The following is a 24,079-nucleotide window of genomic DNA, read 5'->3' as shown; positions in this document are numbered from 1 at the left end:
GTGCGGGCACGCCGCGCGCTGTAGTCCCACTTCGCCGCGATGAACCGGCGATGCCAGGCCAGCAACGTCCCGGGAGTAACCGGAAAGACCCCGCGCCAGCGGTGGCGGGGTATCAGGCTGGACAGCGCCGCCAGCCAGAACCGGTCCGCTGGCTCGTAGCGGACCGGGCCGACGACCTGACGGCGCAGCACCGCGTTCTCATGCCGTAACACGAGCAACTCGGCATCCTTCGCGGTGTCGCGGCGCAGCAGCACCCCCGGGGCGGACAACAACCTGCGGGCCACCTTGTACAGCAGCGAGACGATCACGCGGACATGGTGCGCCCTACCGCTCTCACCTGCAGCGATGACTTTCCGAGCCCGACAAGCGACATGCTCCCGAGCGCACGCCGCACCAGATCGCGGTCTCGGCCGCCGACGAGATCCGCCACCTCAGCGAGCAGACCCGGCGCACCGACGCCTACCCCTATCCCTCGGACGTCCACCACACCATCGGGGCCCTCGCGGGCCTGCTGGAACGGTTTCCGCAAACCCTGCACCAGCTCGCCGCGGGCCTGAACGCGATCCGTCCCGAACACCTCGCAGTCCTTGAGGACCCGCCCACCCCGCTCGCCCGGCAAGCCGAGGCCGCCAGCGAACTCGGCGAGGCTATCGCCGCACTGGGACAGGCGGTCACTCACCTGCGCCGCGCGCAGCAGGCGGTGTCCCGCCTCGTCTACACCGGTCCCGTCCCGGGTCTGTGACAGTCCCGCGTCCGACGGATCGGGACGCTCCGGACCGGTGAGCAGGAAGGTGTGGGCGAGGGCATGTTCCCGCCTGTCCCCCGTGTGTGGGAGGTGGTGCCGGACGGTGCTGTTCGCTGTCGCCGGCCAGCGTCTCCATCTCACGGCCTCTGGGTGGTGCGGGGACGTCGATCGGTCTCACAGCAGCCTCGGGTCTGCGTGCGAGAGCCACCGCAGCAGCGCCGAGGCGAGCCCGTCGCGGTCAGGAAGCGCATCCTCCCTGCGGACGGGTCCCACCCGCAGGGGACTGCCGAGCGACCCGGGCCGGTCCCATTCGCCAAGAGGGTTCGGCACATCCCGACGGCCCTGCGTCTGGTAGCCGACGTGGACCACCGGCACGGCCACTGCCCGTCGCGTACCGGAGGTGCGGGCGCTCTGGGCGGCGTCATAGGCGGCCCGGCGGGCGGGATCATGCAGGACCTCGTAGGCGGCCGCCACCTCGCTGAGCCGTCGCGCTGACGCTCGGGGTTCCTCGGGGGCGGTGTCCGGGTGCAGCATCCGCGCCAGGGCGCGGTAGGCCGAGGTGATCTGCCGGGCGGACGCCGAGTGCGTGACGCCCAGCACCGCGTAGGGATCCGGCCGGTCGGGTCCGCGTCCCAACGTGATCACCTCCTCCGTCTCGCAGCCGTGGTGCCTGGGCGGTCCGCTCAAGGCCCCGGGAGTGACAGCCGCATTCGGGCCGTCGCGGGCACCGGGAGCGGCCCACCCGGCGCCCTGGCCGTGGTGCCCCTAGGCGGGCTGATCCGCCATGACGCTCCTTTTCGGGGCGCGGCTGGTGGTGGCGTCGTGCAGGGTGGGAAAGACGGGCAGCACTTGGTCCAGTCCGGTCAGCCGGACGACGCGCAGCACTCGCCCCTCGGGGATGGCCAGACGCAGTTGGCCACCCAGCCGGCGGGCGGCGGTGTCGGCCTCCCGGAGAGCCCGAAGGCCGCTGGCGTCGCAGAACTCGAGGTCGGACAGGTCGACGACCAGGCGTGCCCGCCGACTGCGGCGCTCGAGGTCGCGGGTGATGCGGTCACTCAGCTGGTCGGCCGTGGCGATGTCGAGTTCGCCCTCCACGTGCACGACCGACCATCCGTCCTTACGACGTGATGTCAGCGTCAGGTCCATGGCGGCACCTCCCCGTGCCCGTCCGGCTCAACGGCCGCACGACTCCGTCTCCCTCGGGCTGCCATGAGGCGCGATGGCCGCATGAGGTTGTCGCCGCACCGGGGTGCGCCAGCGCGCCTCGTGCGGCTGCCCGGTCCGGACGTCGCCGTTCAGGGCCTCGACCTCCTTACCGCGACGGTATGGTCCGGGCCAGGCAGGTCTGGAACAGCCACTCGGCGTGCCCGGCGCCGCTGCCGGATCCAGCTCCCGCTGGATCCGATCTGCGTAACGCCAGGGCTCGCGGCCGTCGATTGTCTCCACTCGGCAGGTCTTGCCCGCACAAATTGTGATACCTCAAGCCCCTCGTGTTGGCAAGACCCTGCCATCACGTAGCAGCAGGTCACGAGCTGTCCGGGGCGCCCGCCCAAGCGCTCGGCCGATGGGGCGGCGCCGCTCGGCGCTCGCCGCTCTCCTGGCGCAGTTGTTTGGTGCGCTTGACGAGGGTGTCGACGCGGGCGGCGAGGTCCGGGTGCCGGGCCTCAAGGTGGGGGCGTGTTGCGGTGAGGGGGCTGAGCAGGCGGGCTGCGTCGGCGGCGGCCAGGGCCCGGGTCAGGTGGGCGATCGCCGTGGCGGCGCCGCCTGGGAGGTCGTCGAGTGCGCTGATCTGGCCGGCGAGCTGTCGCAGGTCGGCGGCGTGGCGGCGGGCCCATACCGTGACGGCGCGCTCGGCTGCCCGCTGGTCGCGGGCCGCCCGCACCCGCTGTTCACCGGTGGCCTGCCCGGTGGGGCGTAGACGCAGGTAGCGGCGTTCGGCGGCCTGACGGCTGGCCACCCCCAGAGGTACGGCCAGTTCGGCCCAGCTCGCGCCCGCCTCGCGCGCCGTCTCGATCAGCGGCGTTTCCCAGTCGGCGAGCCTGTGGCGCACCTCGCGCAGCAGGAGCAGGGCCGCCAACGCCTGCTCGGGATCGATGTCCGGCGCGGTGGCCGGGTTCTCGTCGACTGTGTGCACGGCCTCGCTGATGGTGTGCAGCGCTGAGGCTGCCGCGAGGAAGGAGATCCGCTGGGCGGCAGAGTCGGTGCGCTGGTCGACTTCGGTCATGGCAGGGGACGGGCTCTTGTCGCTCTTCCGGTGACGTTTTGGTTGTCACCGTATGGATGACATGTTACAACGGTTGGTAGACGAAGAAGTGGCAGTGGGAGTGCCCGACCTGAAACCGTTGGAGGTGTTTGTGATGTTGATGCGCACCGACCCGTTCCGTGAACTCGACCGGCTGACCCAGCAGCTTCTCGGCTCGTCCGGCACTTGGTCGCGGCCGGCGGCGATGGCGATGGACGCCTACCGCGAGGGTGACGAGTACGTGGTCGCGTTCGATCTTCCCGGTGTCTCGCCGGACGCGATCGAGATCGACGTCGAGCGCAACATGCTGACCGTCAAGGCCGAGCGTCGGCCGCGGGCCAAGGCCGACGACGTCCAGATGGAGCTCTCCGAGCGGCCGCTGGGCGTCTTCTCCCGCCAGGTGATGCTGGCCGACACCCTGGACACGGACAACATCAACGCCGACTACGACGCGGGTGTACTGACCCTGCGGATCCCGATCTCCGAACACGCCAAGCCGCGCAAGATCTCGATCACCCAGAGCGGCGAAGACCGCAAGCAGATCCGCTCCTGACAGCTTTCGGGGCCGCTCCGCCGAGCGGGCTTGGGCCAGGACGGCCGGCCGCGCGCGTAACCCGGGCCGCCGGATGAGGATCTGATGGCCGCGTCGCTGTAACCCGCCCTCTGGCCTCGGTCGTCGCAGCGGCGCTGCGCGAGGGCGACCCGGCGGCGTGATCCGGGCGCTGGGCACCGGTGTGCGGGCTCTGGAGGAAGGAGTTGTGCCATGGCCCGCTCAGTGGGCATCGACCTGGGCACCACGAACTCCGTGGTGTGTGTCCTGGAGGGCGGCGATCCCACCGTCATCCCCAACGCGGAGGGGGCGCGCACCACGCCGTCGGTGGTGGCGTTCGCCAAGGGCGGCGACGTGCTGGTCGGCGAGGTCGCCAAGCGACAGGCCGTCACCAATGTGGACCGCACTGCGCGGTCGGTGAAGCGGCACATGGGCGAGGCCCAGTGGCGCTTCCCCGAAGCCGGCTCGGTCGACGGCAAGCAGTACACGGCGCAGGAGATCTCCGCGCGGGTGCTGCAGAAGCTCAAGCGTGACGCGGAGGCCTACCTCGGCGAGGACGTCACCGACGCCGTGGTGACGGTGCCCGCCTACTTCAACGACTCGCAGCGCACGGCGACGAAGGAAGCCGGGGAGATCGCGGGGCTGCGCGTGCTGAGGATCGTCAACGAGCCGACCGCCGCGGCGCTCGCCTACGGCCTGGACAAGGAGAACGACCAGACGATCCTCGTCTTCGACCTCGGCGGCGGAACCTTCGACGTGTCGCTGCTGGAGATCGGCGAGGGCGTGGTGGAGGTCAAGGCCACCAACGGCGACACCCACCTGGGCGGCGACGACTGGGACCAGCGGGTCGTCGACCACCTGGTCAAGCAGTTCAAGAACGGCTACGGCATCGACCTGGCCAAGGACAAGATGGCACTCCAGCGCCTGCGCGAGGCGGCGGAGAAGGCCAAGATCGAGCTGTCATCCGCGACCGAGACGACCATCAACCTGCCCTACATCAGCGCCTCCGCCGAAGGCGCGCTCCACCTGGACGAGAAGCTGACCCGCGCCCAGTTCGAGCAGCTCACCGCGGACCTGCTGGACCGCTGCAAGCAGCCGTTCCACAGCGCGGTCAAGGACGCCAAGATCGAGGTGTCCGACATCGACCACGTGATCCTGGTCGGCGGCTCGACCCGGATGCCCGCCGTCACCGGCCTGGTGAAGGAGCTCACCGGCAAGGACCCCCACAAGGGCGTCAACCCGGACGAGGTCATCGCGGTCGGCGCCGCGCTGCAGGCCGGTGTCCTGAAGGGCGAGGTCAAGGACGTCCTGCTGCTGGACGTGACCCCGTTGTCCCTGGGCATCGAGACCAAGGGCGGCGTCATGACCCGGCTGATCGAGCGCAACACCACGATCCCCACCCGGCGATCCGAGGTCTTCACCACGGCCGAGGACAACCAGCCGTCGGTCTCCGTGCAGGTCTACCAGGGCGAGCGGGAGATCGCCGCGTACAACAAGAAGCTCGGCATGTTCGAGCTGACCGGCATCGCACCGGCGCCTCGCGGGATGCCGCAGATCGAGGTCACCTTCGACATCGACGCCAACGGCATCATGCACGTCGCCGCCAGAGACCTCGGCACCGGCAAGGAGCAGCGGATGACCGTCACCGGCGGCTCCGCGCTGCCCAAGAACGACATCGAGCGCATGATCCGCGAGGCCGAGCAGCACGCGGAGGAGGACCGCCGCCGCAAGGAGACCGCCGAGACCCGCAACAGCGCCGAGCAGCTCGTCTACTCAACCGAGAAGCTGCTCCGGGACAACCCGGACAAGGTGCCCGGCGACGTCGCCTCCGAAGCCCAGACGGCGCTGGCCGACCTGAAGGAGAAGCTCAAGGGCGAGGACACCGCGGCGATCCGCGCCTCGATAGAACGGGCGAGCACCGTGGCGCAGAAGATCGGCACCGCCCTGTATGCCCAGGCCCAGAGCGCTGCGGGCGGCGGGCCGCCGGCCGACGCCGGGCCGGACGAGGACGAGGTCGTCGACGCCGAGATCGTCGACGACGAGAGCCAGAGAGGAGAGGCGCGATGAGCCGGCCCGCGAGCCCTGAGCGTCCCGAGTCCAAGCAGCGGCCCCCAGTGGTGATCCACGACAGGCGGCGCATCGACCCGGACACCCTCCAGCTGAGGGAGCCCGAGAAGGCGAAGCACGAGGACGAGGAGAGGAATAAAGGACCCGGACGCGAGAGCGGTGGCCATCTCCTGGGCGACACGGACCGGACGGCCGCGCTGGAGGAGCAGCTCGCCGAGCGCACGGCCGACCTGCAGCGACTGAAGGCGGAGTATGACAACTACCGCAAGCGGATGCAGCGCGACCAGCTCGCGGTGCGGGAGGGCGCCCTCGCCAACGTGCTCACAGCACTACTCCCGGTGCTGGACACCGTCGACCAGGCCCGTGAGCACGGGGAGTTCACCGGTGGCCTGAAGGCGGTCGCGGGCCAGCTGGAGTCGCAACTCGCGACCTTGGGGCTGCAGAGCGTCGGCATCCAGGGTGAGCCGTTCGACCCTGCCCAGCACGAGGCGCTCACCCACGAACGCACGGCCGACGTGGACCGTCCGATCTGCACCGCGGTCCTTCGCCGCGGTTACCGGGTCGGCGAACACCTCCTGCGGCCCGCCCAGGTCCGGGTCGGCGAACCACCCGCACAGGCAGCCGACATCCGACGGCCCGAAGATTCGGCCCTCGGGTAACGGCTGAAGCAGCAAGAGGAGAGAGACAGTGATGGCCGGCGACATCATGCGAAAGAGGCTTCCGCTCACCGCGTGGCACCCGGACCTGCCCGAATGGTTCGAAGGGCTGCCGTTCCTTCGGCCCACCGACCAGCAGTACATCCGGGTGGAGGAGTTCGAACAGGACGGCACGTACGTGGTCCAGGCCGAGCTGCCGGGCATCGACCCAGGCAAGGACGCCGAGATCACCGTGCAGGACGGCGTCCTGACCATACGGGCCGAACGCAGCGAGGAGCACCGGGACAAGCACCGGTCAGAGTTCCGCTACGGCTCGTTCCAACGCACCGTCCAGCTGCCGAGCCAGGCGAAGGAAGAGGACGTCAGTGCGACGTACGCCGACGGCGTCCTCACCGTGAAGGTGCCGCTGGACACCGGGAAACCGACCGCCCGACAGATCCAGATCAAGCGCGGGGGCTGATGCGGCCGCACCAAGTCGTGCGGCGCGGCGCCCGCTGGACCGGCGCACCATCTCGCGGTGCGCCGGCCCAGCCCCGCTGCGGTACCCAGGCCTGACCCCTGGGCGGAGTTCACCATCGAGACCAGACCGGCCCTTGGAGCCGGGCGTGAGGAGGCGGGCGATGCATCCGCTGTGGGACGACTTCCTTGCCCGGGTCGTGGATCGCGGAAAATACACGGATCAGTGGGAGGCCGATCACGCCGTACGCGTGGTCCTTGGCCTGCTCGGTGAACATCTCGTCGGCGCCGAACGCACCGACCTCGCGCAACGCCTGCCGAAGGTCTACGCGCCGCTGATGGACGCGCCACCCGCCGACGGGCCGATCAGCGCACGGCGCTTCGTCGAAGCCGCCGCCCACTGGATCACCGGAGCAACCCCCGAAACAGCCCAGTGGGACGTGAGCGCCGTGCTCAGTACTGTCGCCGACCTCGCGGAACCCAGCCTGCTGCAACGCATACTGACCCAGCTCCCCGACGGCTACGACCTGCTGTTCGGCCGGCCCCAACCCACCTGACCCCGCATCGGCTCACGAAGAGGCGAGCGGACGCGCGGCGAGGGTGCCGGCGCTTCGGCTGACGCTCGGGCACGAGTTCGGCCACATGTGCCTCCACGCGTCCAGGTGCTACGGCGAGTCAGTGTCCGCTGGGCCGTCAGTCGGGCCAGGTGCCGGTCAGGCGCCGCGTGCTGGCGGCGCCTGACGGTGGTGCTATGACGCCGAGGCACTATCGGCCGCCAGGCATCCGCCTCGGCGGCCATCGGAGACGGGCCGAGGCTGCCCCAGTCGCGTGCGTCTACGCCGCCTACGATCCCCGCCGCCGCCGATGCCGCTGCCGCATCGCACTCGCCGGCCACCCGTCACCCGTCACCCGTCCTCATCCGAGCTGGCAAGGCCCCGCAGCTGCTCGGCCTGCCCCCGGTGTCCCGCTGGGCGCCGGGCCTCGGTGGCGCCCCTTGGCGACCTTCGTCGCCCTCCACGCCCACGGCCAGCTTGTCCTGTACGCCGACGGCCTCGTCGAGACCCGCGACCAGCCACTCGACGCCCGCTTCGACCTACTCCTCAGCCTGCTCGCCGGTCCTGGCCTCCCGCCGGAAGCGACTTGCGACCGGTTCCTTGCCGCCCTTCGCCACCTCGACCTGCTCCGGCACCGACGCTCCGCCAACGAACCTCGTACACGCGGCGTGCCTACTCGCCGGTCCGCTCGTTGGCTCGCTTATGACAGGCGAAGGCTAACCCCATCCGAGTGGCCCGAGCGAGGCGGACCTCCCTCATCAGGATCGTGGCCGCCGTACGTGCCGGCAACGACCACCTCGTCCAAGATCTCGTGGATCACCTGGCGGCCTGCGCGGGTCCGGCAGCGCTGCACGCACTGCGCGACCAACTGGCCGAGGACCTGCGCACCGCACGGTCACCAGTTCCACCGGACCGGACCACCTCCGGCCGCCTGCGTCCGACAGCGCGCCCCTGACCGCGATGGCGTCGACGCCGTGGAACCGGAAGGCGGATACCGGGCTGGACGCCCTGGTGCGGCAGGCGAGGGTTTGGAGCGCCCCCGCCCCTGTCGAGGAGCACCTGTGTCCCCTGCTCGCGTGGCTCGAGCGAGCGGGTGCGCTGGTGTCCGCTCGGCGACGGAGGCACGCTGAGAGGTGCACAGAACACAGCCCCGGCCACGGTCGGCGGCTCCCGGACCCACCACCGGGCTCTGGGCCGCAGGGAGGAGTCACCGTGATCCAGATAGCCGACATCCGCGAGTGGCGCACCCAGCACGTCGTCGACGCGGGTGGCCACAAGATCGGCACGCTGGAGGCGATCTACGTCGACACCAGCACCGACGAGCCGGCCATGGCCACCGTCCAGGTCGGCCTGCCCACCCGCCACCGCCTGGTCTTCGTCCCCCTGGACGGCGCGACGGTCGGCCCCGGCTACGTGAAGGTCGTCTACGACAAGGCCCGGGTGAAGGACTGCCCGGCGATCGGCACGGACGACATCCTGCCCGCCGAGGACGAGGAAGCCGTCTTCCGCCACTACGACCTCACCTACCAACCCGGTGCGGGCGGCGAACGCCAACTCGCTCGCCGCTGAACGCAAGGAGGCATGTCACGGCCCTCTTCCTCCTCGTGGTCATCATCGCGATCGCGCTTGGCCTCATCGGCGCGGTGGTCCACGGGCTGCTCTACCTGCTGGTCATCGGCATCGTCCTGCTGGTCGCCGACGTGGTGTTCCTCGGCGTGCGCGCCACCAGGCGCCGGCGAGCGCTGCGCTGACCGCCCCACGCTCCCTCGCATCGGTCGCCGTGCGATGGAGCCGACCGGATGACAAGGGCGCGCTGCACCACACGGTCGGCGTGGGACCGACGCCGCAGCGGGGTACACGTGCCCGCATGAAATACAGAATGATCCGGACAGCCTGTCCTGACGCGCCTTCCACCCGGAAGGGCTGCACCCCGACGACTACCCGTAGCTGCACCCTGCGGCAACCGATCTCATCGCACCCTGGCAGTCCTCGGGATCCAGACAGCGGCACTCAGCGGCGCCTCCCGTCTGGATGGCCAACGAGAACACCTCTAACCGCACCGTCGTACCCCCACCTGGCCCGGACAACGCGCCCCCGCGGGCATGACCAACCTGACATCCGCCGAATACACCGGCGACGGCAAGGCGGATCTGGGCGGCGCCGAGCCCGCCACCGGGAGCCGCTCTACCCGGGCACCGACAACGGCGCCTTCGGCGCACCCGGATCGGCCAGGGCTGGTTGCGTCGCGCAGGGGGCGCAGGTCGGCGATAGTGACCTGTTCGGCGAAACGGGCCAGCAGCCGGCGCAGACTCCGCTCGTCCCGGTCGCGGAGGGCCTCGGTGATGGCGGCTAGCAGCAACGCCTGCGCGTGCGGCGCGGGTGGCCGCACTGTCGGCGCGGCCTGTAGCCCTTCCATCGGTCGTCTCCCCTTCATGGTTCCGCTCATCGTTCCAGGCCGCGAGGTGCGCGGTCCGGTCCGTCGCGGAAGAAGGACTACCTCCCTCTCAGACACCGAAAAATCTGTGCTGACTGGAGTAGACATTGCTGGGGGGTGTGGCTAACGTTTCTCTCGTAGACGCAGTCAATCGGTACCCGCCAGACACGAACTGGCGGGCAAGCAGTACCGAAGTTCGCAGGTTGGCACGGTTGTGGGGTCCTGAAGCCAGGGTGGTGGAGTTGGGCGACGGGACTGGCAGCTGGGCCGGGCGGCCCGCAGTGATCAGGGGCCGCCACCGAGCGGTACCGCGTTCAGCAGGTGCAGTGCCCAGCAGTTGAGCAGTACGCAGGACACGCCGGACAGGTGGGCGTGAAGCAGTGACGCAAACAACGGTGCGGCAGCAGAGCTTCGAAGCCAGAGAGAGAAGGTGCAGGACGGGCGACGGGGCTGGCTGCCGGACATGGCGGCCCGGGAGGGCCGTAGCAGCACCGAGAAGTACCCGTGTGAGCAGTACCGAGCAGTTCGCAGAATCAGTAGTTGGCAGTGCCCACAGTTCGCAGTGCCAGTCAGTACAGAGGATGAAGGAGGGACAGAGCGCCATCAGGATCGCCCGGCCCGTGAGGCATTCACCCGGGCGGACACCGCAGGCCCCCTTTGAGCACGAGGACGGTGGTTTCCGGTCACGCATACGCGATCCCCGCACACCCCCACCCCCGGGGCAGTGTGGAACAAGGAACCCGGCCAAGGCCGGTAGATGGTGTTAACCCTTCGGGCCCCGGAGCCGCTATGGCGCCGGGGCCCCTCGACGCGTCCCCGAACCAACACAGAATGAGGTGCAGTGACCACGACCGCCATCCGACCCCACACCCCCGACAACCTCGACGACGACGACTACCCCGCGTACACCATGGGCCGCGCCGCCGAGATGACAGGCACCACGCCCGGCTTCCTACGCTCCCTGGGCGGACAGGGCCTCATCACCCCCCTGCGTTCCGAGGGAGGTCACCGCCGCTACTCGCGCTACCAGTTGCGCATCGCGATGCGCGCCCGCGACCTCGTCGACCAAGGCACCGCCATCGACGCTGCCTGCCGCATCGTCATCCTCGAAGACCAACTCGAGGAAGCCCTGCGCATCAACGAACAACTCCGCCAGGCGTCCGGCGACCCGCAGCCGACGGCGGACACCTGACCTACCACCTGTCCGGCCGCCAGGACCGGTCCTGCGACGCGCTCACCGCAGGCCGCCCCCAGGCAGCAGGACGACCCCGAGCACGCCGGGGCGTCACAGCGCCGCCCCTTCATCTCCGCACACGGGCGCGCCGGGCCGCTACCAGGGAGGCGCCCGTGTGCGGCGGCTCCTGGCCGACGATGTGATCCATGCGGCGGCCGGATGACGGGGCCGGTCGGGGGGAAGGGATCTCGCATGGGGATGATCAGCACCGGGATCGACGGTCGGCCCTGGCCGGAGTTCTTCGCCGACCGCCGCCCGGCCCTGGCTGGTACCGGCCCTTTCACCAACCTCTTCGAGTTCCCCGCCGTGGCAACCGCCGGCCAGTTGTTCCTCCTGGCGACCCCGGTCCGGTTCGACGGCGACCTCTGAACCCAGGTCGATCGGGCAGCGTGATCACTCCGCTTCCGGACCTTCGCGAACGGGTCTGCTCTGCAGGCGGACGAGGTCCAGCACTGTGGTTGGCCCGGCTCGGCCGTGTCCCTGGAGGGAGGCCGCGCCGTCCGGGGTGGTTGCGTGACCTGGTGCCGGCAGGTGGGCGGCCAGTTTTTGTCGTAGGGCCTGCAGTCTGGTGAGGCATTGGTCGATCGATGCCAGGGCCGTGTCGGTCTCGTTCTTGAGGCGTGCTCTGACCTGCGCGAGCTGGTCTTCGAGTTGCTGCCAGCGTGCGGGCGCGTCGGCGCCCGTGGTCTGCGGGCCGGTTGGCCGGTGGGTGATTGCGGGGTGTCGCTGGTTCTGCCGCTCCCCGGGGTCGGGCGTGATGGGGATTGAGTCGGGCGGCCCGGGCGGGTCGGCTGCCGGTGGGGGCGGGGTGCCGCACGGGTTGGCGCGCTCGTGTGTGTCCGCTGACTCAGGTGCGGCGCTGGGTGCTGTCATGGCGCAGTTGTCGGGTCTGCTGGTCGAGAGTGTCGAGGCGGGTGGCGAGGTCGTGGTGGTATGCGCTCAGGTGGGGGCGCATACCGGTCAGGGGTGCGAGGAGGTGGGCGGCGTCGGTATGGCCGAGGGCGGTGCGCAGGGCGTCGAGGCCGGGTTGGGCGGCGGGGGCGAGGTCGGTGAGGGCGGTGATCTGGGCGGCGAGGATGCGCAGGTCGGCGGCGTGGGTGCGGGCCCAGGTGGTGACGGTGCGCTCGCCGGCGCGGTGGTCGCGGACGGATTTGACGCGCTGGGCTCCGGTGGCCGTGCCCTCGGGGGTGGTGGTGGGGCGTAGCCGCAGGTAGCGGGTTTCGGCGGCTTGGCGGCTGGCGACGCCCATGGGGTGGGCGAGTTCGGCCCAGGTGGCGCCGGCGTGGCGGGCGGTCTCGATGAGGGGGCTTTCCCAGTAGGCGAGTTGGGTGCGCAGTTCGCGTAGCAGCAGGAGGGCGGCCAAGGCCTGTTCGGGCGCTGTGGAGGAGGCGGGCTCGGGACGCACGGCGTCGGCGGGGGTGGTGTGCTGCTGGGCGGTGCGGACGGCGTCGTCGATGGCGTCCAAGGCGGCCCGGGCTGCGAGGAACGAGGTGGGGCCGGGGGGTGGGCCGGCGCTCTTGGCGGGATTCTCGGACTTCTCGCTCATGGTGTCACTCTTTCGGCGACTGGGGGTTTGTCATCGGATGGATGACATGCTACAACGGTGTCAGATGCAGCGCATTGGCACCTGTTGCCTGGACCATCTGGAGGTGTTTCGCGATGTTGATGCGCACTGACCCGTTCCGCGAGCTGGACCGGCTCACCCAGCAGTTCCTCACCGCTTCGGGGACGTGGAGCCGTCCGGCCCCGATGCCGCTGGACGCCTATCGGGTCGGCGATGAGTACGTCATCGCCTTCGACCTGCCCGGTGTCGACCCCGAGGCGATCGACATCGACGTCGAGCGGAACATGCTGACGGTCAAGGCGGAGCGCCGTCCGCGCCCGGAGGCCGACGGGGTGCGGATGGAGCTGTCCGAGCGCCCGCTCGGTGTCTTCTCGCGCCAGGTGATGCTCTCCGACACGCTCGACCCCGAGGGCATCACCGCCGACTACGACACGGGTGTGCTGACACTGCGCATCCCGGTCGCCGAGAAGGCCAAGCCCCGCAAGGTCTCGATCAGCCACAGCGGCGACCGCAAGCAGATCCAGGCCTGACGCCATCGCCCAGCTGCCGCCCCGCGCCCCGACCCCCGGGCCGCGTGGGGCGGCACAGCCCGCACCACCCGTCCGCGCGCCCCACTCACCGCAAGGCGCCTCGAAGCGCTGACGGCCGCGAGCACTCTATGGACGACAAGCGCGACACGCCCCCGCAGTGGGCGGTGCGCGGCGAACCGGCCGAGCAGTGGCCGCGGCTCGGCCTCCCCCTACCCAGCCGTCAGGCTGGCCTGCTTCTCCAACTCACCGGCCCGCGACAGCACTTGCCGGAAGGAGGCCCAGGTGACTCTTCGATGGGAGGCGTTCCTGACCCAGGTCCAGGAACGCGGCGAATACGACACAGCGCAGGAAGCCGAGCGGGCGGCCCGTGTCATCCTCGCCCTGCTCGGTGCCCATCTCGTGGGCGCGGTACGCGCGGAGCTGGCCGCCCAACTGCCCGAAACCGTAGCCCTGATCCTGCTCAACCCGCTGCAGGCCGCCGAGCCGCTGGACGCCGAGCGATTCGTACGCGCCACCGCCGCCTGGATCGACGGTGCCACCGAGCAGAGCGCCCCCTGGGATGTCGGTGCCGTGCTCAGCGTCGTGGCCGACGCCGCCGGCGACGATCTCATGCGCCGCGTCCTGCTCCAGCTCCCGCCGGGTTACGACCTTCTCTTCGGCCGTCCCGGACCCAGCTGACCATCCCCGACGCAAACCCCCCGTGCTCCAGCGACCCGAACACCCGGAAAGGGCACCAGCCATGACGTGGAACGAACTCGTGCGACACGTGCGCGCCGCCGGCCGCTACGACGACGACCAGGAAACCGAGCGCGTCCTGCACGCCGTCCTGACCGCCCTCGGCGGCCAGCTCGTCGGCGAGGAACGCCGCGACCTCGCCGCCGCCTTGCCGGCCAAGGCACGCGCCGTCCTCACCTCGCAGATCCCCCTCACCCAGCCCCTGGACGCCCCCGCCCTGGTCGAGAATGTCGCCGCGCGCCTTGCCACCACCGCTGCCACCGCCCGCTGGGACACCTCCTCGGTCCTCACCGTCCTCGCGGACCTGGCCGGCAACCACCTGACCGGCCGCCTCCTCGCACAGCTGCCCCCCGGATACGCGCTCCTGTTCGGCCGCGCCGAACTCACCACAGCCGCCTGACAAGCGAAAGCCCCCGTCCAGGCGGACAAGGAGGTAGGGCGCAGGCGGGGCCAGCTGCGCCGCCGTGTGCTCGTCCCCGATCCCGGGGCGGGGCCCGCGCGCGGTCGGACGGGGGCTGTCGACACCGCCAGGGCACACACATCCAAAATCGCGGATATATCCCTGCGGTGACCGCAGCGACAGCCAGCCCATTCGACTACCTGATGTGCATAGATCATGCCCCGCAGTGCCTGTAAGGTCCGGGGGCGGACCGCCGGGAGCTGTTCGAGAACGTGTGCCGGGTACTGACGGGGGCCGGGTTCGACATCGCCGCTCCTGGAGCCGCAGGCCTGGATGTGCGCCTCCGCCACGAGGGAGTGGTGGTCGGCTGGAGGCTGGGCGAGGTGGCGGGCCCCACCGTCGCGACACAGACCCGGGCGGAGGCCGGCGGGACACCGGTCGAACACCGCGGGCTGCGCGACGCGGTGACGTCCGCGCTGTCCGCCATCCTGGAGCAGGCCGGCTATCCAGTCACCGACCATGGAGGCGACCTGCTGATCACCAGTGGTGCACTGCGATTGTGAGCGAGCCCGTCGGCGGGGAGCCGCGCTCTCTGATCCTGCTGGCGCCGGCACAGACCGGTCACCGCGCCGTGACCGGGGCGGGGTCAGGTGTGGAGGTAGCTGTTGGTCCCGTCGTGCCCATCGGCCTGGTCGTCGTCGAACCAGTAGTCGCCATGGGCGAGATAGCGGAAATGTACGCGGCTCTCGGCGGGAAGTGCGACGGTGACGGAACGGGTGCCGTTCTTGCGGGGGCTGAGCGGGTGGGCGCCCGGCTGCCAGTCGTTGAAGTCGCCGACCACGCTGACGTCACAGCAGGGGTGCTCGGCAGGCAGGACGAACGTGACCTGGGTGCTGCCCTGGTGGCGGACGCGTTCCAGCATGACGTGTCAGCTCCTCATCTACAGCGGTGAATGTCCATCTGATCCTCACTCCCGTACACCCCGGACGCCTTCCTGACGCACCCGCCGGGGGGACCGCTCACCCGGACAGCCGTAACGGCCCGGGCATGGGTGTCGGCTACCGCTCTCCCCTGCTCCGGCCGGCCTCGACCATCAGGCCCGGTCGAGCAATTCCCCCGAGGCCGCAGCGTGGTGAAGGCTCAGCCGCCTGAGGGCTGTGCCGCGACCGACAGTCCAGAACACCTCGGTCTCGCTGTCGCCGACCATGGCCCCTGGCACCTCGCGGCCGCCGTCCTCGGTGATCCCGGTGGCGATCACCACTGCCCGGGAGACGATCTGATGCTCGACCCTCGCCTTGCAGTAGGTCGCGTCGAGGTAGACGTACGGGAAGCGGACGTGGTCCAGTGGCCGGGTGCGGAAGGCGGTCAGCTGACCGTCCAGGTCCTGGCAGATCCGGGACACCTCGCTCTTGGAGATCCCGGTGTCCGCACCGAGGGCCTTGACCAGGTCGTCGACCGACCGGGTGGACACGCCGTGGACGTAGGCCTCCACGATCACCGCGTACAGGGCCTGGTCGATCCGGCGCCGCCGCTCCAGCAGGCTCGGGAAGAAGCTCCCCGACCGCAGCTTGGGGATGGCCAGGTCCAGGTCGCCGGCCTGGGTACTCAGCGTCTTGTCGCGGTGGCCGTTGCGGAACGCGGTGCGCGTCTCGGTGTGTTCGTTCCACTGGGCGCCGATCCGGGCTGTGGCCTCGGCCTCGATCAGCTCCTGGAGCATCCGCTCGGCCACACCGCGGACGAGTTCGAGACCGTCCGCCGAACGTAGTGACTCCAGCAGGCGAAGCAGGTCCTGCTGGGACGGGGCCACCGTGCACCTCCTCGTTGAACTGGCAGTTCACTACGGAGAGTTGCACGGTGGCTGACTCATGCTCAGGGAGCATGAGGCTCTCGCAGGTGTGCGCCCCGGGAGCGAACCCGCGCACACCTCAACCGAGACCAAACAGCGGGACGCCATCGTTGCGCCGGGCGTTGGGCCCAGAGACCCAAGGACCGTCCGGCCTCCTGTGCAACGCCTGCGGCGGGTCTGCGCCCGATGCAGGCCGTGCAGCATGGCGCCGTGGCCTGGCGACGAGAGGTTTCAACCGCGCTGGAGTGGATATACGCGGCGCGTAACAGTGGAGGCTGCGATGACAACGATCGAGCGCTATGCCGTCACTCTGCCGGGAACGCCGGGAACCCATGCGCCACCGCGCGTGGTGGAGGTGAAGGCAACTGGCAGGCTTGAGGCGGACGGACGCATGGTGTACGCGGACGACTCCGGTGATTTCCTGGTCCACGTCACGGACGACGGTGTGGCCGAACCGCTGGCCGACGAACCGGGTCCCAACCGCACCCGGTGCCTGCACGCCGTGCCGCTGCCGTGACGGCCCACGAGGGCGGTTGGTCCGCGCCGGCGGTGGCCGGCAACAGGCACGTTGCGTCACGTTCACGCTTGAGGCGACCGGCGGATCCGTCGCGCACTCCGCGGTGCACGGTCGTAGGCCAGGTCCCGCGCGCAGATGCTCGATGCCTTCCCGCCCGGCGACCCGTCGCGGCAGTCGAGCCGGTCGCGGCGGGTCAGGCGCTCGGTGTGTGAGCGCTCGATCCGGAGGTGACGTATGACGTTCGGATTCGACGACTTCACCGCGCGGCTGGACTACCCGGTTCTGGTCGTGACCGCCGCGGCGGACGGCGCTCGCGCGGGGTGCTTGGTGGGCTTCGGCTCACAGTGTTCCATCGACCCGCCGAGGTTCACGGTCTGGCTGTCGAAGGCCAATCGCACCTTCCGGGTCGCCAAGCGGGCCGAGTTCCCGGTGGTCCATCTGCTGCCGGCGCACCGGCGTGACCGGGCGTAACTCTTCGGCGGCGAGAGCGGTGATCACACCGGCAAATTCGCACGCACGGAGTGGACAGAGGGCCTCGGGGAGTGCCGGTGCTCACCGGAGCACTCGCCTGGTTCGCCGCCCGGATCGAGGAACACGCGGACTGGGGAGATCACGTGGGTTTCAAGTTGGCACCTGTCGACGGTCAGGTCTGTTCGGTCGGGCCGCCGCTCCTCCTGCGCCAGGTCGGCGGTGTCGAGGCCAGGTCATCCGGCGTGAAGCCGGCCGTGGCGGTGGCCCGGGTAGCCCGGCACTGATGCGCCCGCCGCCGCAGGCTGGACCGGGACGCTGGGCAGGAAGGAGATCGGAGCATGGTTGTCTTTCTCGCACTCACTGTTGTCGCGATCGTTCTCGGGCTGGTCGGTGTCGTCGTGCACGGCCTGCTCTATCTGCTGTTCATCGGCATCGTGCTCTTTGTGGCGGGGATCGCCTATCTGGGTGCGAGCGGCTCCGCCCGGCGTCGTAGCCCGCGTTGATTGACGCCGTGTGCCCGCGCCAGGCCACTCACCGCTGAACAGGGAAGGCGGCAAGCGGGCGCCACAGCCGGGTCCGGCGCCGGAGCATCAGGGTCCGGGTCGTGCGGAACCGGTTGGGAGCGCGGCGGCGGATGACCCCACACAGGCGGCGAGCAGCCGACCCCTCTTCATGAGAGCCGGGAGAGCCGGCGGTCGATGATGCTCGAGCGCAGGAGGGGCAGTTCTTCGAGCGCGACCTCGGCGGTGCGCTGCTGGTGGGCGTAGAGGACGCCGTAAGCGAAGAGATGCCCGGGTGTATCGGTCGGGGGTGATGAGGCGAGAGCGAGGAGGGTTCGGCGGCCCACGACGGAGTCCTGGTGGGTGCCCAGGTCCTGCTGGAGTCTCTTCATGCGCTTGGCGAAGCGCTTGGCCGACTTGCCGGCGACCGGGCGTGCGCTCTCCGCGGCGTAGCGGGCTCGCTTGGCGGCTTTACGGGCGCTGTGCAGGGCCGCGTCCTGGTCCGGGCCCCGGGCGAGGCCGAGGGCGGCATCGAGTCGCCGTACGGTCCGGGTCTGCTCGTGCCGGAGCGTCTTGGACAGTTGCTTTCGCGCGTTCCGGTCCGCCCGGGCGGACCGCGGCGGGTCGTCGATGAAGAACTCCAGGTCGTCCAGCAGTGCGTAGTAGCGAGGGCCGTCGAGTTCAGTGACTGCCTGCTGCCAGGCCCGCCGGTACTCGCGCGCGGACCAGGCTGTGAGTTGTCCGCGCAGCGCGCCCTGACGTGCCTGGGGCGGGACCCCGTCCAGCTGGGTGATGAGGAGGTCGCCCAGGACCTCGTGGTCGCGTGCCGCACCGAGCAGGTGCCCGAGCCATCGCAGCTCCCCGGCCAGGTGCTCGCTCCGGCGGTGGTCGAAGAGCCTGCGGTAGGCCTTGAGCGTGCTGCGCAGTCGGCGGGTGGTCACGCGCATGCGGTGCACAGCGTCGGGTCGGCCGTCGCGGACCGCCGGATCGAGCGCCAGGAGGGTTTCGAACAGTTGGCGCAGGCGGCGGACCACGACCTCGCCGCGCCGTCCTCGGGGACAGGGGAACCCGCGAGGACTTCCGGCGCGGTGTGGGCGAGGGCATGCGCGAGTTTGGAGGGGTACGCGGAACGGACGATGCCGTTCTGCGCGAGTGCCTGCTCCACGTCACCGAGAAGGCTTGGCTGCCCTCGTGCAGCTCGACCTCGAACTCGGTCCACTCGGTGGCCTCGGTGCGGGTGCCGGTCTCCGCGCCGCGCTGGCGCGCATCCGAGTGTGGATGAGCCGCGGTGTCGAGGTGGTGGGCGACGACCCGGTCCTGGGTGAACTCGGCGAGCGTGCGTCCGTCGCGGTCCAGCAGGAGCCGGCGGTCGCGGAGGGTGCGCAGGTGGGCTACCGGTGTCAGGGCGCGGCCTCGCGTTAGGGCGCTCACCCTGGCGGTCAGCTCGGGTGGGATCCGGTCCGGCGGTCCCGCCTCGGGCGGCAGCCGGACCTCTTGGCGGGTGTCGTTGGATTGCGGTTGCTTGAGGTGCCAGCCGGCGTCCGCTCCGCCCAGGCGCCGGCGCAGCGTCACGCCGTGGGTGAGCAGCAGCAGGTCCGGAGTGTCGTAGTAGACCGCGTCCAGGGTCTGCGAGTCCGCGTTCCGGATGTTCGCAACATCAGGGAGGCGGTCCAGCCCTGGGGGAGACCCCGAGGCGGTGCCCCCGTCGCCTGACGCTGGTTCGAACTTTCGTTCCGCTTCGATGTGCGAGGTGCTCATGTTCGGCGCCTGCCCGCAGTTCGTCGTTCCACGCGCGCACGTCGGGGCGACCGGGGACTACAGGCAGTCGGGCGGTCGCCGCCCTCGACGGTGCCTCGGTCAGCTGGCCCGGGAGTTTGCGCCTGCGCCGACCGGGCGCCGGTGTCTCGGTCGTGCAGCCTGCGGCGCAGCTGCACGATCCGGCCCAGCACTCGGTCGGGGGAGTCGAACTCGCACCGCGCTCCCCCTACGGAGGGTGGCCCGCCCGCGCAAAGCCGAGCACCCTCCTCGGGATGGTTCAGTGCTTGAAGACGTCCTTGATCTTCTCTCCCGCCTGCTTGGCGTCGCCGCTGACTTGGTCGGCCTTCCCCTCTGCGGTCAAGCGCTTGTTGCCGACCGCCTTGCCCGCAGTCTCCTTCACCTTGCCCTTCGCCCTCTCGGCGACATTCCTGACCTTGTCCTCGCCGCTCATGGCTGTTCCTCCTTGCTGATGCCAGATGATGCCGACGCCCGCACTGACGGGCTCCGGCTGGCTGAACGTGTGGGTGCGCGTTCCCCGGACGGGGGCGTTCATGCAAAGGCCGGCACTACCCGGTGAGGATGATCTCCGCCCAGACCGTCTTCCCGGCAGGATGCGGATCGCTGCCCCAGCGGTGACACAGCCGCTCGAGCACGATCAGCCCGTGTCCGCCGGGTCGGCCGGCGCCCGGGGTCCGGGGGGTCGGTGCAGCGGGATCCGTGTCGCTGACCTCGATGCGCAGCGCCGCCCTGGAGTGGTGCAGGCGCAGTGACTGGGCGCCCCCGGTGTTGTGCGGCGTTCGCCACCAGCTCGCAGACCACGAGAACGGCGTCGCTGCCGGTGGTTTCCTCGAGCCCCCAGTCGGCGAGGACGTCGCGGGTGAAGTCGCGGGCGGTGGTGACCGCGTGCTGCGCAGCGGAGAGGTCGCGACGACGTGCGTCGCCGAACCCGCGGCGGGCGCCGTCGGTTCCGGTTCTCGCGATGCTGTTCACCTCGTCACCTCCGCCTGGTGGCTCTGGCCGCGCGCGGTGAGGCTGCTTCGGTCCGCGCCTGCCCCTGACCCGCGGTTTCACACCCGGATCCCCCGCGCGAGGGCTCTCGCTCAGGTGAGGCTCAGGCCGTGCACTGCCTCCGGGTGTTGCGCTCGCTTCGGCGCAGGGCTGGGAGAGGCAGGAGGAGCCACGAGACGGCGAACCACGCCAGAACGCAGCCGGTGAGAATCCCGGCCAGCAGCGGGTGGCCGGTGGCTGTCCGCAGCAGCAGGAGGGCAGCTCCGATGGTGAGGCCGAGTAGGACCATGCCGCAGCCGATGAGCTTGCTGGCCACGTGGACCAGCTCCGTCTTGAGGTCGTGCCCGGCGAAGAAGTGGTGGAAGGAGACTGGGGCGATGAGCGCTGCCGTGGCGGAGGCGCCGAGGATGACAGTGACGACTTACAGGCTCTTGTCGAACCCTCCCAACGACGCGAAGCGGGGAGTGAACGCGACGCTCAGCAGGAAGCCGAACAGAATCTGGGCGCCGGTCTGGCAGCCGCGGACCTCTTGCAGCATCTCGCTCCACAACCGGTCCGCCCGCTCCTCGGCCGTCTCCTCACGACCCGGGCCGCCTTGTGACCTGCACGGTGGATGACCGGCCTGGTGCTGTTCGGTGTTCATGCAACGGTCTCCTCGGTTGAGAGGCTGCGGTCCGAGGCGGTGTGTAGCGCGGGTGGAGGACCCGGTGCGGGAGCGGGGAGCCGTGGCGGTCACGAATCCAGCCCGGCATGGCGTTCAGGTGGCTGGTCCGGCTCGCCGTCGGTGGTGGCGGGATCCTCGAGCAGCTGGAGCAGGGCGGCCACGGTACGGCCGGCTTCGGCGGGGTGTCGCAGCTGGGTGTGAGGTGTGACCTGGTAGCGATTGCGCCGTCCTTCTCGCGAGTGAGTGAGGTAGCCGTCCGCCTCCAGGTCGGCGACGATCGTCTGTACGGCGCGCTCGGTCAGCTGGCAGACCGCGGCAACGTCCCGCAACCGGATCCCGGGATCCCTGGCGATCAGCGAGAGCACCCGGGCGTGGCTGGTCAGAAACGTCCACGGCCGATGGCTGCCGGTATTCGTGTCCACCTGCCCATCGTACGATCGGCATTTCGCGTCCTCAAATATGTGCACAAAGTTTCGTGCATTCCTTGACATGCTTCGATGGCAGGCAGACGATCGGTCGTAGAAACGCTTCCTCTCGAGGGAGGAGAACGGCCATGTCCCGTCACCAGGCGCACCGGCAGTCGGTTTCACTGGTTTCGCCGACTGCCGTAGGTGGTCAGCCGCCGGGGTCACTGTCGGCGGCTTCCCGCTTCACCGTGGAGCTCACCGCAAAGCCCGACGGCTCGGCCCGGGCAGCAGTGGTCGGCGAGGTCGACTACGACGGCGCTCACGCATTCCGGTACGCGATGGCCACCGCCTTGAACGACCACCCCGCTGGGCTCGAACTGGACCTCGCGGGCCTCGCGTTCTGCGACTGCGCCGGTCTGAACGTCCTCCTGTGGGTGCGCAGGCGCGCCGCAGCCACCGGATGCGCCCTACGAGTGAGGTCCGTAAGCCCGCGGATGTCGCGGCTCGTCGACCTCACCGGTACCCGCGAATTGCTCGGCGCTTTCGTCAATGGCGCAGCGAGTCGTCATGAGTGATCGCGTTCGGTGGTCGACGGCTCAGTCGCTCGGATGAGTCGCGTTGCCGATCGCGGGCATACGCGGCTCGGCTTCCAGACACCCGTCAAGCTAGCGAGAGGCGGCAACCGACATGTCCATCCTCAGAACCTGTGCGCGGCCGATGCTGGCCTCTATGTTCCTGTACGGCGGTGCCCACGCACTGGCCGAGCCCGAGAACGTGGTCCCGGCTGCTGACCTGGTGGTCCAGTCCCTGGCAGGCCGCCTTCCGGCCGTACCCGCCGATACGGCAACCGCCGTCCGCCTCAACGCGGGTGTCCAGGTCGTGGCCGCCGCACTCCTTACGTCCGGGGCGCCCCGCACGGGTGTCGGCGCTGGCCCTGGCCGTCACCCTCGTCCCGGTCACCTGGGCGGGCCACGCTTCTGGGAGGCCGAGGAACGAGCAGGAGCGCGCCCAACAGCGAATCCACTTCCTCAAGAACCTCTCCATGTTCGGCGGCCTGCTGATCACCGCCGCCGACACCGGCAGCGGCCCGCCGCTTGCATGGCGGGCCCGGCAGCGCGTCCGTGGGATCTCCCACAACCGACTGGCAGCAGGTGACTGACATGACCGGTCTGCAAAGCTCGGCGGTGGCCTTTCTGGTCGCACCCGAAGGCGCGGAGCAGCAGGAGTTGACCGCGCACTGGGAGACGGTGACCCAGGCAGGCACGACAGCCCGGCTGACCTCGACCGAGCCCGGCCGGGTCCAGACCTTCCGGCACCTCGACCGCGGCGACACCTTCCCGAGTGGACGCGGTGGCCGAGGAAACCTCGGCCGGCGATTTCGACGCCTTGGTCCTGCCGGGCGGGGTCGCCAATCCCGACTTCCCCGAGGCGTGGCACTCGATCCCGTATCCGTCCCGGCGCGGGCGTGATGGCCGCGCCGGAACGGTGGTGGTGCCTGGGTGGCGGGGTCAGTGGATGTGGTCTTCGAGGTGGTCCAGGAGCCAGGTGGTGAGGGCGCGTGCGATGCCGGCGGTGGCGCCGCGGACGAGTGGGTCGGTCAGGGTGTGGCGTGCGTCGGTGGGGGCGGTCGGGTGCTTGGGGTCCGCCGGCCCGGTCGGGGTGGCGGGGTGTGCCGGTCGGCCGGGTGGGCGTGGTGCTGGTGCTTGGGGGTTCGGGGCATGGCGTCCTCCAGCGGGTGGGGTGGCGAGTGCGGGTCAGCCGGCCGGCTGGGACTACCTTGGCGGCGCTGGAGGGCGGTTTCGGGATCCGCGGATAGACGCGGACGATCGCGGATCCCGGCCTTGTGGGGCTGGGGAAGGGCCTACTGTGGTGGCCTGTCCGGCGGACGGTCACGGACGGGGCGCGGCCCCGGCGATGGCCCTGGCAGGACGCATGGACACAACTCTGCGACGCCGTCCACGCGCCACCCCAACACCGCTGACGCCCCATCCGACCCGCCCGCGAGGGCCCGAGACCTTGTGCACACGTGGAAAACCCGGGCAGGCCAGCGGGCACCGCACGCCCATCACCCGCCAACGCGCACCGACCACCCCAAAATCCCGGCGCTGATCACTCGGAATCAAGCCGGTGGATCCAGGCTCAGCGGGCACCGACGAGAGCGGTGCTGCTGGATCACCCGGCGCGGTACGCCCGTAGGAACGCCGCAACGCCGCCGGTGATCAAGCGGTTGGTCTCCTCTTCCGGCAGCGGGAGGACGCCGTAGTGGGAGAGCTGCACGATCGAGTGTGAGGTCAGTGCCATGAAGTGAGCACTCGCCATGGCTGTGTCGCCGTGCACATCGATCAGGCCTGCAGCGGCGAGGCCTGCCATCACGTCGGCGAGCGCGCGGCCGACCGGGCCCGGCCCGGCGTCCTTCCATGCCTCCAGCACCTCGGGCGGCACATGGTCGGCCTCGGCGTGGATGTGGCGGACGAGTGCGAAGTGGTTCGGGTAGTCGGCGATCAGGCCGACGAACGCGCGGGTCAGGGCGACGAGGTCGCGCTCCAGGTCGTCCGGGCGCGGTGGGCGTTCCGGGTCCAGCAGGGCCTGCATTCGGGTGAGTTGGGCGTCCCGCACCTCGCCCGACGTCCAAGTGACGACGGTGCAGAAGAGCTCCGCCTTGCCGCCAGGGAAGTGGTTGTAGAGCGTGCGCGTCGAGACGCCGGCCGCGGCGGCGACCGCATCGACCGAGGCGCGCGCGT

At 70.3% G+C, this 24,079-nt stretch carries 32 protein-coding genes and 4 pseudogenes; 22 read left to right on the top strand and 14 right to left on the bottom strand.

What is annotated here, in order from left to right; all coding sequences use genetic code 11:
• The 5 genes and pseudogenes from P3T29_RS30795 to P3T29_RS30775 form a co-directional block, all read right to left on the bottom strand.
• Window positions 1-308, bottom strand: a pseudogene (locus P3T29_RS30795) (integrase); the annotation flags it as partial.
• On the bottom strand, window positions 305-679 hold the full coding sequence (locus P3T29_RS30790) for a hypothetical protein (RefSeq protein WP_280719970.1): 375 nt from the start codon (window positions 677-679) through the stop codon (window positions 305-307). The pseudogene P3T29_RS30795 and the gene P3T29_RS30790, both read right to left, overlap by 4 nt.
• Window positions 680-919: 240 nt before the next feature.
• Complete coding sequence (locus P3T29_RS30785; protein ID WP_280719969.1) at window positions 920-1,381, bottom strand: J domain-containing protein; 462 nt, start codon at window positions 1,379-1,381, stop codon at window positions 920-922.
• 129 nt (window positions 1,382-1,510) lie between these two features.
• Window positions 1,511-1,891, bottom strand: coding sequence for an STAS domain-containing protein (locus P3T29_RS30780; protein ID WP_280719968.1), 381 nt, complete (start codon window positions 1,889-1,891; stop codon window positions 1,511-1,513).
• Window positions 1,892-2,270: 379 nt separating this feature from the next.
• The gene (locus P3T29_RS30775; RefSeq protein ID WP_280719967.1) at window positions 2,271-2,969 is read right to left on the bottom strand and encodes a type III effector protein; all 699 of its coding nucleotides are present in this window, start codon (window positions 2,967-2,969) and stop codon (window positions 2,271-2,273) included.
• A gap of 133 nt (window positions 2,970-3,102) precedes the next feature.
• On the opposite strand from P3T29_RS30775, the gene P3T29_RS30770 reads away from it, so the two are divergent.
• The 10 genes from P3T29_RS30770 (at window position 3,103) to P3T29_RS30725 (ending at window position 11,307) form a co-directional block, all read left to right on the top strand.
• Window positions 3,103-3,540 carry an Hsp20/alpha crystallin family protein gene (locus P3T29_RS30770; RefSeq protein WP_280719966.1) on the top strand — a complete coding sequence of 146 codons (438 nt, stop codon included), beginning with the start codon at window positions 3,103-3,105 and terminating at the stop codon, window positions 3,538-3,540.
• A gap of 210 nt (window positions 3,541-3,750) precedes the next feature.
• Window positions 3,751-5,604 (top strand): molecular chaperone DnaK, encoded by a 1,854-nt coding sequence (gene dnaK, locus P3T29_RS30765; RefSeq protein WP_280719965.1) that lies wholly within the window; start codon window positions 3,751-3,753, stop codon window positions 5,602-5,604.
• A complete protein-coding gene (grpE, locus tag P3T29_RS30760) occupies window positions 5,601-6,263 on the top strand; it encodes a nucleotide exchange factor GrpE (protein ID WP_280719964.1) in 663 nt (220 codons plus the stop codon). Before dnaK ends, grpE begins: the two co-directional genes overlap by 4 nt.
• Before the next feature lie 31 nt (window positions 6,264-6,294).
• Window positions 6,295-6,720 (top strand): Hsp20/alpha crystallin family protein, encoded by a 426-nt coding sequence (locus P3T29_RS30755; RefSeq protein WP_280719963.1) that lies wholly within the window; start codon window positions 6,295-6,297, stop codon window positions 6,718-6,720.
• A gap of 160 nt (window positions 6,721-6,880) precedes the next feature.
• Window positions 6,881-7,273, top strand: a complete 393-nt coding sequence (locus P3T29_RS30750) for a DUF2267 domain-containing protein (protein WP_280719962.1) — start codon at window positions 6,881-6,883, stop codon at window positions 7,271-7,273.
• A 763-nt stretch (window positions 7,274-8,036) separates the two neighbouring features.
• Window positions 8,037-8,225 carry a hypothetical protein gene (locus tag P3T29_RS30745; protein WP_280719961.1) on the top strand — a complete coding sequence of 63 codons (189 nt, stop codon included), beginning with the start codon at window positions 8,037-8,039 and terminating at the stop codon, window positions 8,223-8,225.
• Between the two features lie 257 nt (window positions 8,226-8,482).
• Window positions 8,483-8,839, top strand: coding sequence for a PRC-barrel domain-containing protein (locus P3T29_RS30740; protein WP_280719960.1), 357 nt, complete (start codon window positions 8,483-8,485; stop codon window positions 8,837-8,839).
• A 35-nt stretch (window positions 8,840-8,874) separates the two neighbouring features.
• A complete protein-coding gene (locus tag P3T29_RS30735; protein ID WP_280719959.1) occupies window positions 8,875-9,021 on the top strand; it encodes a hypothetical protein in 147 nt (48 codons plus the stop codon).
• Between the two features lie 1,593 nt (window positions 9,022-10,614).
• A complete protein-coding gene (locus P3T29_RS30730) occupies window positions 10,615-10,896 on the top strand; it encodes a MerR family transcriptional regulator (protein ID WP_280719971.1) in 282 nt (93 codons plus the stop codon).
• Window positions 10,897-11,130: 234 nt separating this feature from the next.
• Window positions 11,131-11,307, top strand: a complete 177-nt coding sequence (locus P3T29_RS30725; RefSeq protein ID WP_280719958.1) for a hypothetical protein — start codon at window positions 11,131-11,133, stop codon at window positions 11,305-11,307.
• Window positions 11,308-11,785: 478 nt separating this feature from the next.
• Here P3T29_RS30725 and P3T29_RS30720 read toward each other — a convergent pair whose 3' ends face one another.
• Window positions 11,786-12,484, bottom strand: coding sequence for a hypothetical protein (locus P3T29_RS30720; RefSeq protein WP_280719957.1), 699 nt, complete (start codon window positions 12,482-12,484; stop codon window positions 11,786-11,788).
• A gap of 113 nt (window positions 12,485-12,597) precedes the next feature.
• Here P3T29_RS30720 and P3T29_RS30715 point away from each other — a divergent pair, with 113 nt between their 5' ends.
• From P3T29_RS30715 to P3T29_RS30700, 4 genes are all read left to right on the top strand, one after another.
• On the top strand, window positions 12,598-13,032 hold the full coding sequence (locus P3T29_RS30715; protein ID WP_280719956.1) for an Hsp20/alpha crystallin family protein: 435 nt from the start codon (window positions 12,598-12,600) through the stop codon (window positions 13,030-13,032).
• A gap of 282 nt (window positions 13,033-13,314) precedes the next feature.
• Complete coding sequence (locus tag P3T29_RS30710) at window positions 13,315-13,710, top strand: DUF2267 domain-containing protein (protein ID WP_280719955.1); 396 nt, start codon at window positions 13,315-13,317, stop codon at window positions 13,708-13,710.
• 61 nt (window positions 13,711-13,771) lie between these two features.
• Window positions 13,772-14,167 carry a DUF2267 domain-containing protein gene (locus P3T29_RS30705; RefSeq protein ID WP_280719954.1) on the top strand — a complete coding sequence of 132 codons (396 nt, stop codon included), beginning with the start codon at window positions 13,772-13,774 and terminating at the stop codon, window positions 14,165-14,167.
• Window positions 14,168-14,439: 272 nt separating this feature from the next.
• A complete protein-coding gene (locus tag P3T29_RS30700) occupies window positions 14,440-14,730 on the top strand; it encodes a hypothetical protein (protein ID WP_280719953.1) in 291 nt (96 codons plus the stop codon).
• Window positions 14,731-14,813: 83 nt separating this feature from the next.
• Here P3T29_RS30700 and P3T29_RS30695 read toward each other — a convergent pair whose 3' ends face one another.
• Both P3T29_RS30695 and P3T29_RS30690 read right to left on the bottom strand, forming a co-directional pair.
• Window positions 14,814-15,089, bottom strand: coding sequence for an isoamylase early set domain-containing protein (locus P3T29_RS30695; protein WP_280719952.1), 276 nt, complete (start codon window positions 15,087-15,089; stop codon window positions 14,814-14,816).
• A 252-nt stretch (window positions 15,090-15,341) separates the two neighbouring features.
• Window positions 15,342-15,941, bottom strand: a pseudogene (locus tag P3T29_RS30690) (transposase); the annotation flags it as partial.
• Between the two features lie 352 nt (window positions 15,942-16,293).
• Between P3T29_RS30690 and P3T29_RS30685 the strand changes: the two are divergent.
• The 4 genes from P3T29_RS30685 to P3T29_RS30675 all read left to right on the top strand — a co-directional run bounded on the left by P3T29_RS30685 (window position 16,294) and on the right by P3T29_RS30675 (window position 17,504).
• Entirely contained in the window at window positions 16,294-16,530 is a 237-nt protein-coding gene (locus P3T29_RS30685; RefSeq protein WP_280719951.1) for a DUF6296 family protein, read from the top strand.
• A gap of 234 nt (window positions 16,531-16,764) precedes the next feature.
• Window positions 16,765-17,001, top strand: coding sequence for a flavin reductase (locus tag P3T29_RS32765; RefSeq protein ID WP_348532879.1), 237 nt, complete (start codon window positions 16,765-16,767; stop codon window positions 16,999-17,001).
• A gap of 77 nt (window positions 17,002-17,078) precedes the next feature.
• On the top strand, window positions 17,079-17,285 hold the full coding sequence (locus tag P3T29_RS32760; RefSeq protein WP_348532878.1) for a hypothetical protein: 207 nt from the start codon (window positions 17,079-17,081) through the stop codon (window positions 17,283-17,285).
• Between the two features lie 54 nt (window positions 17,286-17,339).
• The gene (locus tag P3T29_RS30675) at window positions 17,340-17,504 is read left to right on the top strand and encodes a hypothetical protein (RefSeq protein ID WP_280719950.1); all 165 of its coding nucleotides are present in this window, start codon (window positions 17,340-17,342) and stop codon (window positions 17,502-17,504) included.
• 167 nt (window positions 17,505-17,671) lie between these two features.
• Here the strand turns inward: P3T29_RS30675 and P3T29_RS30670 are convergent, their stop codons facing one another.
• Both P3T29_RS30670 and P3T29_RS30665 read right to left on the bottom strand, forming a co-directional pair.
• Entirely contained in the window at window positions 17,672-18,535 is an 864-nt protein-coding gene (locus P3T29_RS30670; RefSeq protein WP_280719949.1) for a CHAD domain-containing protein, read from the bottom strand.
• Entirely contained in the window at window positions 18,439-18,666 is a 228-nt protein-coding gene (locus tag P3T29_RS30665; protein WP_280719972.1) for a hypothetical protein, read from the bottom strand. Before P3T29_RS30665 ends, P3T29_RS30670 begins: the two co-directional genes overlap by 97 nt.
• 14 nt (window positions 18,667-18,680) lie before the next feature.
• Here P3T29_RS30665 and P3T29_RS30660 point away from each other — a divergent pair, with 14 nt between their 5' ends.
• On the top strand, window positions 18,681-18,923 hold the full coding sequence (locus P3T29_RS30660; RefSeq protein ID WP_280719948.1) for a hypothetical protein: 243 nt from the start codon (window positions 18,681-18,683) through the stop codon (window positions 18,921-18,923).
• A gap of 613 nt (window positions 18,924-19,536) precedes the next feature.
• Here the strand turns inward: P3T29_RS30660 and P3T29_RS30655 are convergent.
• From P3T29_RS30655 to P3T29_RS30645, 3 genes and pseudogenes are all read right to left on the bottom strand, one after another.
• Window positions 19,537-19,710 (bottom strand): CsbD family protein, encoded by a 174-nt coding sequence (locus P3T29_RS30655; RefSeq protein ID WP_280719947.1) that lies wholly within the window; start codon window positions 19,708-19,710, stop codon window positions 19,537-19,539.
• A 660-nt stretch (window positions 19,711-20,370) separates the two neighbouring features.
• Window positions 20,371-20,910: pseudogene (locus tag P3T29_RS30650) on the bottom strand (DUF6328 family protein).
• Window positions 20,911-20,999: 89 nt separating this feature from the next.
• Complete coding sequence (locus tag P3T29_RS30645; RefSeq protein WP_280719946.1) at window positions 21,000-21,353, bottom strand: winged helix-turn-helix domain-containing protein; 354 nt, start codon at window positions 21,351-21,353, stop codon at window positions 21,000-21,002.
• A 131-nt stretch (window positions 21,354-21,484) separates the two neighbouring features.
• Between P3T29_RS30645 and P3T29_RS30640 the strand changes: the two genes are divergently transcribed.
• The 3 genes and pseudogenes from P3T29_RS30640 to P3T29_RS30630 all read left to right on the top strand — a co-directional run.
• Window positions 21,485-21,913, top strand: a complete 429-nt coding sequence (locus P3T29_RS30640; RefSeq protein WP_280719945.1) for an STAS domain-containing protein — start codon at window positions 21,485-21,487, stop codon at window positions 21,911-21,913.
• Window positions 21,914-22,257: 344 nt separating this feature from the next.
• Window positions 22,258-22,497, top strand: a complete 240-nt coding sequence (locus tag P3T29_RS30635) for a hypothetical protein (protein WP_280719944.1) — start codon at window positions 22,258-22,260, stop codon at window positions 22,495-22,497.
• 1 nt (window position 22,498) lies between these two features.
• Window positions 22,499-22,760: pseudogene (locus P3T29_RS30630) on the top strand (DJ-1/PfpI family protein); the annotation flags it as partial.
• A 750-nt stretch (window positions 22,761-23,510) separates the two neighbouring features.
• On the opposite strand, the gene P3T29_RS30625 reads toward P3T29_RS30630, so the two are convergent.
• A partial coding sequence (locus tag P3T29_RS30625) for a TetR/AcrR family transcriptional regulator C-terminal domain-containing protein (protein WP_280719943.1) occupies window positions 23,511-24,079 on the bottom strand: 569 nt, incomplete at its 5' end.

Source organism: Kitasatospora sp. MAP5-34 (assembly GCF_029894335.1).
Classification (GTDB): Bacteria; Actinomycetota; Actinomycetes; order Streptomycetales; family Streptomycetaceae; genus Kitasatospora.
This window is presented reverse-complemented; position numbering and strand designations above follow the sequence as displayed.

What these genes read in the sequence shown, in the direction of transcription:
- P3T29_RS30780 (WP_280719968.1), bottom strand. Translation starts at nt 1,891, where the DNA reads ATGGACCTGACGCTGACATCACGTCGTAAGGACGGATGGTCGGTCGTG.
- P3T29_RS30775 (WP_280719967.1), bottom strand. Translation starts at nt 2,969, where the DNA reads ATGACCGAAGTCGACCAGCGCACCGACTCTGCCGCCCAGCGGATCTCC.
- P3T29_RS30770 (WP_280719966.1), top strand. Translation starts at nt 3,103, where the DNA reads ATGTTGATGCGCACCGACCCGTTCCGTGAACTCGACCGGCTGACCCAG.
- dnaK (WP_280719965.1), top strand. Translation starts at nt 3,751, where the DNA reads ATGGCCCGCTCAGTGGGCATCGACCTGGGCACCACGAACTCCGTGGTG.
- grpE (WP_280719964.1), top strand. Translation starts at nt 5,601, where the DNA reads ATGAGCCGGCCCGCGAGCCCTGAGCGTCCCGAGTCCAAGCAGCGGCCC.
- P3T29_RS30755 (WP_280719963.1), top strand. Translation starts at nt 6,295, where the DNA reads ATGGCCGGCGACATCATGCGAAAGAGGCTTCCGCTCACCGCGTGGCAC.
- P3T29_RS30750 (WP_280719962.1), top strand. Translation starts at nt 6,881, where the DNA reads ATGCATCCGCTGTGGGACGACTTCCTTGCCCGGGTCGTGGATCGCGGA.
- P3T29_RS30730 (WP_280719971.1), top strand. Translation starts at nt 10,615, where the DNA reads ATGGGCCGCGCCGCCGAGATGACAGGCACCACGCCCGGCTTCCTACGC.
- P3T29_RS30725 (WP_280719958.1), top strand. Translation starts at nt 11,131, where the DNA reads ATGGGGATGATCAGCACCGGGATCGACGGTCGGCCCTGGCCGGAGTTC.
- P3T29_RS30720 (WP_280719957.1), bottom strand. Translation starts at nt 12,484, where the DNA reads ATGAGCGAGAAGTCCGAGAATCCCGCCAAGAGCGCCGGCCCACCCCCC.
- P3T29_RS30715 (WP_280719956.1), top strand. Translation starts at nt 12,598, where the DNA reads ATGTTGATGCGCACTGACCCGTTCCGCGAGCTGGACCGGCTCACCCAG.
- P3T29_RS30705 (WP_280719954.1), top strand. Translation starts at nt 13,772, where the DNA reads ATGACGTGGAACGAACTCGTGCGACACGTGCGCGCCGCCGGCCGCTAC.
- P3T29_RS30695 (WP_280719952.1), bottom strand. Translation starts at nt 15,089, where the DNA reads ATGCTGGAACGCGTCCGCCACCAGGGCAGCACCCAGGTCACGTTCGTC.
- P3T29_RS30685 (WP_280719951.1), top strand. Translation starts at nt 16,294, where the DNA reads ATGACAACGATCGAGCGCTATGCCGTCACTCTGCCGGGAACGCCGGGA.
- P3T29_RS32765 (WP_348532879.1), top strand. Translation starts at nt 16,765, where the DNA reads ATGACGTTCGGATTCGACGACTTCACCGCGCGGCTGGACTACCCGGTT.
- P3T29_RS30675 (WP_280719950.1), top strand. Translation starts at nt 17,340, where the DNA reads ATGGTTGTCTTTCTCGCACTCACTGTTGTCGCGATCGTTCTCGGGCTG.
- P3T29_RS30655 (WP_280719947.1), bottom strand. Translation starts at nt 19,710, where the DNA reads ATGAGCGGCGAGGACAAGGTCAGGAATGTCGCCGAGAGGGCGAAGGGC.
- P3T29_RS30640 (WP_280719945.1), top strand. Translation starts at nt 21,485, where the DNA reads ATGTCCCGTCACCAGGCGCACCGGCAGTCGGTTTCACTGGTTTCGCCG.